Raw genomic sequence first — 10,944 nt, 5'->3', positions numbered from 1 at the left:
GAGATAATATTGCTCCCACATTGAAATTAACTAGAGCGCCTCAACTTAGAGATAATATTGCTCCCACATTGAAATTAACTAGGGCACCCCAACTTAGAGATAATATTGCTCCCACATTGAAATTAACTAGAGCGCCTCAACTTAGAGATAATATTGCTCCCACATTGAAATTAACTAGAGCGCCTCAACTTAGAGATAATATTGTTCCAAGTTTGAAATTAAGCAGCATTTCAGGAATTAAAAATAACAGATTAATTCGACCCACCTTACCTTCAACTGAAGACAAAACTCCATTTGATGGAGGCCGTATTATTTCTATCTATAAAAAACCAGATAATTTATTCTCTAAGAATATAAATTTAATTAGTAATATTCAAAATAATAGCCCTAACACTAATATAAATACAGTTATACCAGGAAAAGATAATTTAATTGAAAAAAGAAATGATCTCGATCTAAGTAACTTAAATAATAGTTCTTATGAAGATAGTAATAGAAAAGAACTAGCTTTTATTCCATCTCAATCATCTCCTTTAATATTAGGTGCTCCTCCATTAAATGAAGATAGTACTCCTGATGAAGAGAAAAGTAATATTCCGATTTACATAAAACCTGAAGAAATTTCTTTGCAGACTACAGATTTAATTAATAATGAAATTAAAGGTACCAATACCAGTCAAAGTATTGTTTCACCAAGCAGCCAATTGTATTCAAAAAATGTTTTAGAGAAAATTGAATTCTTAAAAGATCAGACTAAAAATGAAATTATTCAAAACAATGATATTTCTACTCCGGATATTGGTGAAAAAGATTTTAAAGCAGTCCAATTTCAAGATTTAGAGAACATTATTAAAGAAAGTAGCCATGAATTAAAAATTATGGAAACTAGAATTGAAGAGGCAAAACAAATGTTGAAAGGCACAACTTCAGCATGGAGTCCAACTCTAAACCTCTCAAGTACAGGTCTACCTCAGTACTCTATTGGTGATACATATCATAGTCTTGCTCCAAATAAATCAACTGATCAAATTAAAGGTAGTCTTCAAGCAACTTTAAAATGGGATTTAATTAATCCTTCCAGAAAACCCCAAATAAATACCGCTAAAGATAATCTTGAGAATGCAAAAATAGCTTATTCGCAAAAACATCGTGATTTATTATTAGAAGCCAAAGTTCGTTTTCTAAAGTTACAACAGTCACTACAAGATGTTCGTATTGCAGAAGATTCAATATCTATTTCTCAAGCTGCACTAGATCAATCGCTTGAAAGAATGGAGAGTGGTACAGGAACTAAATTTGATGTTTTAGAGGCTAGTACTCAATTATCAAAAGATAGACAGTTACTTTCAGAAAAAAAAGGAAATCAAAAAATGAATGAGATTAAATTAGTACAAACACTGAATATGAATCAAAAAACTTTACCTGTAGTTGATTCTAAACCATACATTATTGGAGAATGGAAGACATCATTAGAAGATGCTATCAATAGTGCTTATTTTAATAGGAAAGAAATAGATGATCTTCAACTTAAAATCTCAGTCAATAAAAACAAATCAAAACTTGAACTAGCGAAGACAAAACCTACAGTATCTTTATTTAACTTATTTGAGGCAGATTTAGCAGAGGGAGAGGCAAACGCTTTATCACCTCAAAAAAATAACAAATCAAACAGTACAAACAATACAGTTGGACTTCAATTTGATTGGAAAATTTTTGATGGTGGATCCTCAAAAGCATATTCCAAGGCAAAAGAAGCAAAGATCAGTGAAATTAAAGAACAAATTTCATTCGAGAAATCTAAAGTTCGTAAAGAAGTCGAGCAACTTTTTGCCAACTTAGAAAAATCAAGGCTCAATATAGAACATAGCTATGCTGCAATATTGTCTGCAAAAGAATCATTAGAACTATCTCTTTTAAGACAGCAAGCTGGACTAGGTGTGCAACGTGAGGTTCTTAATAGCCAAAGAGATCTTACCCAAGCTGAAATAACTCATTCAAAAGCTATAAATGAATACAATATTAGTATTGTTAATCTGCAGATCTTAACTGGCTTAGAGGCCTAAGCATGTCTTGTCCTGAAAGAATTAACGATATTGATCTAGATAGGTTAGATCAAAATTTTATTTTAAGCACTCCATCCGATTCCAATAATGCATTTCAAGGTAGCTTTATTCGAAGATTTTGGAGTTTTTTAACAGGAAAAAATGAAAAAAATAATTCTCTAATCAATCTTAATTCACCTAATTTTTCTTATGATCTTCCTTTAAAATTTTATGAATCATATATTTTTTATGAAGTTAATTTTGAAAAGATTGATGATATTAATCTCGATAGCATAGATAGAAATTATTTATTAATTACACAGTCGATCGCAAATAACACTTATCCGTTTTTGCAGGATTTTGTTTTCAATGAAGATTTTGAATTAAAAGAATTCATATTCACGGAAGATAAGTATTTTGTAGAGAATACCTTTAATCGAGCTTTAGTTAGTTTTGAAGAACAAAGTTGGCTTGGGGATAATAACTTTCCGACTTTTAACTATATAAGTTATAAACTGCCCCCAAAAATTTATTTCGAATCAGATCAAGTTGATCAAAATTTAAGAGATAATGATTTGATAATTAATTTTGAAATTGTTGATGGATTAAATATATTCTTGCGAAAGGATGAATTTGATTTAGAAATTGATTCACTTCAAAAAAATATTTTAAATCCAAAGAAGGATTTGTTCATTGACTCCACTCCACCAACTTTAATAAGTTCAGAACCTGTTGACGATGCTATTGAAGTTCCCATTGCTAGCAATATTATTCTCAACTTTTCTGAAGATGTTAATGTTAAAAATGGCAATATTATTATTCATAAAACCTCTGATAATTCAATTTTTGAAACTATTGATGTCAATAGTAAACAGGTCACTGGTACAGGTACCAGCCAAATTACAATTAACCCAACTAATAATCTTTCTTCCTCAACAGAATATTACCTAATAATTGAACCTACAGCCTTTGATGATTTGGCAGGTAATTCTTATTCAGGTATAAGCGATTCAACTTTATTATCTTTCACAACGATTGGCCCAACTGTCACTTCAGTGACCTCATCTAATCCAAATGATATTTACAATGCAGATAACAATACTATTAGTATCCAGATTGATTTTTCTGAAGATGTAGAAGTTGATATATCAAATGGAACGCCTGTTTTAGAACTAGAAACAGGATCTACTAATCGTATAGCTACCTATTCATCTGGTAGCGGAACTTCAAGCTTATCTTTTACCTATACTGTCCAACCTGGAGATACTTCCCCTGATTTGGAATACACAAATATCTCTGCTTTATCTTTAAATGGTGGAAATATTACTGACCCTGTTGGGAATAAAGCTGTTTTAAAACTTCCTGTTATTGGAGATGAAAACTCTTTAGCTGGTAATAAGGATATTGTTATAGATACAACACCTCCGATTCTAACAAGTTCGGTTCCGGCAGATGATGAGATAGATGTAGCAGTTGATAGCAATATTGTGCTCACATTTTCAGAAGTAGTTGACGTAGAAACTGGAAATATTGTTATCTATAAAACTTCTGATAATTCTGTTGTAGAAACAATCGATGTTACTAGTAATCAAGTAACGGGTTCTGGGACTAGTCAGATCACCATTAATCCAACGAACGATCTTGAGTCTTTAACGGAATACTATTTAAAGATTGATGCAACAGCATTTGATGATCCAGCAGGAAATTCTTATGCAGGAATTGATGATACGACTTCTCTATCATTTACCACTCCAGATATTATCCCGCCGACATTAACTAGTTCTGTTCCAGCAGATAATGCAACGGCTGTAGCGGAAGAAACTAATATTGTTCTGAATTTTTCAGAAGATGTTGAGGTAGCCAATGGCAATATCGTTATCTATAAAACTTCTGATGATTCTGTTGTAGAAACTATCGATGTTACAAGTAATCAGGTAACTGGATCTGGCACTAGTCAAATCACCATCAATCCAACGGATGATCTTGAGTCATTAACGGAATATTATTTAAAAATTGATGCGACAGCATTTGATGATCTAGCAGGAAATTCCTATGTCGGGATTAATGATACTACTTCTTTATCGTTCACGACAGGCGATACAGTTGACCCAATATTAACGAGTTCTGATCCAGCGGATAATGAGATAGATGTAGCAGTTGATAGCAATATTGTGCTCACATTTTCAGAAGCTGTTGATATAGAAACTGGAAACATTGTTATCTATAAAACTTCTGATAATTCTGTTGTAGAAACTATTGCTGTTACAAGTAATCAGGTAACTGGATCTGGCACTAGTCAAATCACCATCAATCCAACCAATGATTTTGAGTCTCTAACGGAATACTATTTAAAGATTGATGCAACAGCATTTGATGATCCAACAGGTAATTCTTATGCAGGAATTGATGATACGACATCTCTATCATTTACCACTCCAGATATTATCCCGCCGACGTTAACTAGTTCTGATCCAGCAGATAATGCAACAGCTGTTGCAGAAGGAAGCAATATTGTCTTGAATTTTTCAGAAGCTGTTGATGTAGAAACCGGCAATATTGTTATCTATAAAACCTCTGATAATTCTGTTGTAGAAACAATCGATATTACCAGTAATCAAGTAACTGGATCTGGTACTAGTCAAATCACTATCAATCCAACAGATGATCTTGAGTCATTAACGGAATATTATTTAAAAATTGATGCAACTGCATTTGATGATCTAGCAGGAAATTCCTATGTCGGAATTAATGATACGACTTCTTTATCGTTTACAACAGGCGATACAGTTGACCCGGTATTAACGAGTTCTAATCCAGCGGATGATGAGATAGATGTAGCAGTTGATAGCAATATTGTGCTCACATTTTCAGAGGTAGTTGATGTAGAAACTGGAAACATTGTTATCTATAAAACTTCTGATAATTCTGTTGTAGAAACAATCGATGTTACTAGTAATCAAGTAACGGGTTCTGGTACTAGTCAGATCACCATTAATCCAACGAATGATCTTGAGTCTTTAACGGAATATTATTTAAAGATTGATGCAACAGCATTTGATGATCCAAGCGGCAATTCTTATGCGGGGATTAGTGATACGACATCTCTATCATTTACCACTCCAGATATTATCCCGCCGACGTTAACTAGTTCTGATCCGGCAGATAATGCAACAGCTGTTGCGGAAGGAAGCAATATTGTTCTGAATTTTTCAGAAGCTGTTGATGTAGAAACCGGCAATATTGTTTTATATAAAACTTCTGATGATTCTGTTGTAGAAACTTTCGATGTAAGTAATAGCAAAACTTATTTAGTTACGGTTGTTTCTGATAATGGCAATAAGTATATATTTGATAACTCTGGAACTTCTGCAGAAACTCTTGATCTTGCAGAAGGTGGTACCTATATTTTTGATCAATCTCATAGCTCTAATGCTAATCATCCTTTGAGATTTTATACCTCAGCAGATAAAGCGGGTGGAGAATATACGACAGGAGTAACCACAAATGGGATCGCAGGTTCTTCTGGTGCGACAGTGACTATAACTGTTGCTTCCTCCTCCCCTACTCTTTTTTATCAATGCTCTGCTCATGCAGGAATGGGAGGGCAGATAAATACTAATAATAGGATCACTGGATCTGGCACTAGTCAAATCACTCTCAATCCAACAGATGATCTTGATTCATTAACGGAATATTATTTAAAAATCGATGCAACTGCATTTGATGACCTGGCAGGAAATTCTTATGTCGGAATTGATGATACGACTTCTTTATCGTTTACGACTGGCGATACAGTTGACCCGATATTAACGAGTTCTGATCCAGCGGATAATGAGATAGATGTAGCAGTTGATAGCAATATTGTGCTCACATTTTCAGAGGTAGTTGATGTAGAAACTGGAAACATTGTTATCCATAAAACCTCTGATAATTCTGTTATAGAAACAATTGATGTTACAAGTAATCAAGTAACGGGTTCTGGAACCAATCAGATAACGATCAATCCAACTAATGATCTTGAGTCTTTAACGGAATACTATTTAAAGATTGATGCGACAGCATTTGATGATCCAAGTGGGAATTCTTATGCAGGGATTAGTGATACGACTTCTCTATCATTTACCACTCCAGATATTATCCCGCCCACGTTAACTAGTTCTGTTCCAGCGGATGATGCAATATTAGTAAATGTTGGAAGCGATATTGTTCTTAATTTTTCAGAAGTAGTTGATGTAGAAACTGGAAATATTGTGATCTATAAAACCTCTGATAATTCTGTTGTAGAGACAATTGATGTTACAAGTAATCAAGTAACGGGTTCTGGAACTAATCAGATAACGATCAATCCAACTAATGATCTTGAGTCTTTAACGGAATACTATTTAAAGATTGATGCGACAGCATTTGATGACCAGGCAGGAAATTCTTATGTAGGAATTGATGATACGACTTCACTATCTTTTACGACAGGAGATGCGGTCCCCCCGACGTTAACAAGCTCTGTTCCAGTAGATAATGCAACGGCTGTTGCGGAAGAAAGTAATATTGTCTTGAATTTTTCAGAAGCTGTTGATGTAGAAACTGGAAATATTGTTATCTATAAAACTTCTGATAATTCAGAAGTGGAAAGAATCGATGTAACAAGTGGCCAGGTAACAGGATCTGGGACCAGCCAGATAACGATTAATCCAACGGATGATCTTGATTCATTAACGGAATACTATTTAAAGATTGATGCAACAGCATTTGATGATCCAAGCGGTAATTCTTATGCGGGTATAAGTGATACGACATCTTTATCGTTTACCACAGGTGATACAGTAGCTCCGACATTAACTAGTTCTGTTCCAGTTGATGATGCAACAGCTGTTGCGGTAGGGAGTGATATTGTTCTGAATTTTTCAGAAGCTGTTGATGTAGAGTATGGCGATATCGTTATCTATAAAGCTTCTGATAATTCTGAAGTCGAAAGAATTATTGTCACAAGTAATCAGGTAACAGGATCTGGGACCAGCCAGATCACGATAAATCCAACAGATGATCTTGAACCATTAACGGAATATTATTTAAAGATTGATGCAACAGCATTTGATGATCCGAGTGGAAATTCTTATGCGGGTATAAGTGATGAAACTTCTTTATCATTTACGACAGGCGATACAGTAGCTCCGACATTAACGAGTTCTGATCCAGCGGATGATGCAACAGCTGTAGCTGAGGGAAGTAATATCGTCTTGAATTTTTCAGAAGCAGTAGATGTAGAGTATGGCGATATTGTTATCTATAAAGCTTCTGATAATTCTGAAGTCGAAAGAATTGATGTTACCAGTAACCAGATAACAGGATCTGGGACCAGCCAGATAACGATTAATCCAACAGATGATCTTGATTCATTAACGGAATATTATTTAAAGATTGATGCAACAGCATTTGATGATCCGAGTGGAAATTCTTATGCGGGGATTGCTGATACGACATCTTTATCGTTTACAACAGGTGATACGGTCCCGCCGACATTAACTAGTTCTGTTCCAGTTGATGATGCAACAGCTGTAGCTGAGGGGAGTAATATTGTTCTGAATTTTTCAGAAGCAGTAGATGTAGAGTATGGCGATATTGTTATCTATAAAGCTTCTGATAATTCTGAAGTCGAAAGAATTATTGTCACAAGTAATCAGGTAACAGGATCTGGGACCAGCCAGATCACAATAAATCCAACAGATGATCTTGAGTCTTTAACGGAATATTATTTAAAGATTGATGCAACAGCATTTGATGATCCGAGTGGTAATTCGTATGCAGGTATAAGTGATGCAACTTCTTTATCGTTTACGACTGGTGAGACGATTGAACCGGACTCAACCAGCACTAGTAGCACTGACCAAGAAGATGATGAGGGAGATACAGTCGCTCCGACATTAACTAGTTCTGATCCAGCGGATAATGCAACAGCTGTAGCTGAGGGAAGTAATATTGTTCTGAATTTTTCAGAAGCTGTTGATGTAGAAACCGGCAATATCGTTATCTATAAAACTTCTGATAATTCTGTTGTAGAAACTATCGATGTATCAAGTGGCCAGATAACAGGATCTGGGACCAGTCAGATCACAATAAATCCAACGGATGATCTTGAGTCTTTAACGGAATACTATTTAAAAATTGATGCGACAGCATTTGATGATCCAAGCGGTAATTCTTATGCAGGAATTAGTGATACGACATCTCTGTCATTTACCACGGGTGATTCTGTCGCCCCCATATTGACAAGTTCTGTCCCAGCAGATGATGCAACAGCTATTGCGGTAGGGAGTGATATTGTCTTGAATTTTTCAGAAGCTGTTGATGTAGAAAGTGGAAATATTGTGATCTATAAAACCTCTGATAATTCTGTTGTAGAAACAATCGATGTTACTAGTAATCAAGTGACAGGATCTGGTACTAGTCAAATAACAATAAATCCAACAGATGATCTTGATTTATTAACGGAATACTATTTAAAGATTGATGCGACAGCATTTGATGATCAAAGTGGTAATTCATATGCTGGCATAAGTAATACGACTACACTTTCTTTTACAACATCTGGCGACACAGTAGCTCCGACATTAACGAGTTCTGATCCAGCCGATGATGCAACGGCTGTAGCAGAGGGAAGTAATATTGTTCTTAATTTCTCGGAATCTGTTGATGTAGAAAATGGCGATATTATTATTTATAAAACCTCTGATAATTCCCTTGTAGAGACGATAGATGTTGCCAGTAACCAAGTAACGGGTTCTGGAACAAGTCAGATCACGATTAATCCGACTGACGATCTTGAACCATTAACTGAATACTATTTACAGATCCATGCGACAGCATTTGATGATTCAAGCGGTAATTCTTATGCCGGCATAAGTGATACGACATCTTTATCTTTTACGACTGGCGATACAGTTGCTCCAACATTAACGAGTTCTAATCCAACAGATAATGCAACAGCTGTTGCTATTCATAGCAATATTGTCTTGAATTTTTCAGAAGTAGTTGATGTGGAAAACGGCGATATTGTTATTTATAAAGCATCCGACGATTCTGTCGTCGAAACGATCGATGTTACTAGTAATCAAGTGACAGGATCTGGAACCAGTCAGATCACAATTAATCCTAGTAATGATTTATCTACTTCAACTGAGTATTACATCAAGATTGATGCGACAGCTTTTGATGATCCAAATGGAAACTCTTATGCAGGAATTAACGATAAAACCTCGTTGTCATTCACAACTTCTGGAGATGTTATAGCGCCAATTTTAGTTAGCTCATCACCTGCAGATGATGCAATTGCTGTTGCCAATAATAGCAATATTGTATTGACATTTTCAGAAGCTGTTGATGTAGAAAACGGCAATATCATTATTTATAAAACCTCTGATAATTCTGTTGTAGAAACAATCGATGTAACTAGTAATCTTGTGTCAGGATCTGGTACAACTCAGATCACTATAAATCCAACGAATGATCTTGAGTCATTAACAGAATACTATTTAAAGATTGATGCAACAGCATTTGATGATTCAAGTGGTAATTCTTATGTCGGAATAAGCAACACAACCTCTCTTTCATTTACAACGGCAGATACTGCAGGTCCAACTTTAACCAGCTCTCTACCTGCAGATAATGCAACACTCATAGCTACTGATAGTAATATCATCCTTAATTTTTCAGAAGCTGTAGATGTTGAGACTGGATATATTGTTATCTATAAAACATCTGATAATTCTGTTGTAGAAACAATCGATGTTACCAGTAATCAAGTAACTGGATCTGGTACTAGTCAAATAACTATTAATCCTACAAATGACCTTGCACTCTCTACTGAATATTACGTCAAGATTGATGCTAGTGCCTTTGACGATTCAAGTGGTAATTCTTATGCGGGTATAAGTGATGCAACTTCTTTATCTTTTACAACAGTTGATGCGGTTGCTCCAACCTTAAGCAGCTCAACTCCAGCGGATAATGCAACAGCTGTAGTAGAGGGAAGCAATATAGTTCTGAACTTTTCAGAAGTCGTAGATGTTGAAAGAGGAAGTATTGTAATTTATAAAGCCTCTAATAATTCTGTTGTAGAAGCAATTGATGTTACTAGTAATCAAGTAACAGGATCTGGGACTAGTCAGATCACGATAAATCCAACAGATGATCTTGATTCATTAACGGAATACTATTTAAAGATTGATGCAACAGCATTTGATGATCCAAGTGGTAATTCCTATGCTGGAATTCATGATACGACGTCTTTATCTTTTACAACGGGAGATGCAGTTGATCCAACATTAACGAGTTCTAATCCAGCGGATGATGCAATAGCAATAGCGGAAGATAGTAATATTGTTCTGAATTTCTCAGAAGTTGTTGATGCAGAAAGCGGCAATATCGTTATTTATAAGACATCTGATGATTCTGTTGTAGAAAGCATTGATGTTACTAGTAACCAGGTAACAGGATCAGGTACAACGCAGATCACAATTAATCCAAGTGTTACTCTTGAATCCTCTACTGAGTACTACGTAAAAATAGATACCACTGCCTTTGACGATCCAAATGGAAACTCTTATTCGGGGATTACTGATACGACGTCTTTATCTTTTACAACGGGAGATGCGGTTGATCCGACATTAACGAGTTCTAATCCAGCGGATGATGCAACAGCAATAGCGGAAGACAGTAATATCGTTTTAAATTTTACAGAAGCTGTTGATGTAGAAAGCGGCAATATCGTTATTTATAAGACATCTGATGATTCTGTTGTAGAAAGCATTGATGTTACTAGTAACCAGGTAACAGGATCAGGTACAACTCAGATCACAATAAATCCAAGCGTTAATCTTGAATCCTCTACTGAGTACTACATAAAAAT

Annotated in this window: 2 protein-coding genes; both read left to right on the top strand. The window is 35.2% G+C overall.

Going from position 1 to position 10,944, the window contains the following annotated elements; genetic code table 11:
• A partial coding sequence (locus EU95_RS09315; protein WP_158462192.1) for a TolC family protein occupies positions 1–2,063 on the top strand: 2,063 nt, incomplete at its 5' end.
• Positions 2,064–2,065: 2 nt separating this feature from the next.
• Positions 2,066–10,944: Ig-like domain-containing protein (locus tag EU95_RS09595; protein WP_032521278.1), on the top strand; the 8,879-nt coding region annotated here is incomplete at its 3' end.

Source organism: Prochlorococcus marinus str. MIT 9201 (assembly GCF_000759955.1).
In the GTDB taxonomy this organism is placed as follows: domain Bacteria; phylum Cyanobacteriota; class Cyanobacteriia; order PCC-6307; family Cyanobiaceae; genus Prochlorococcus_A; species Prochlorococcus_A marinus_G.
Note: the sequence above shows the minus strand (reverse complement) of the source record. Positions and strands in the feature narration are given on the sequence as shown.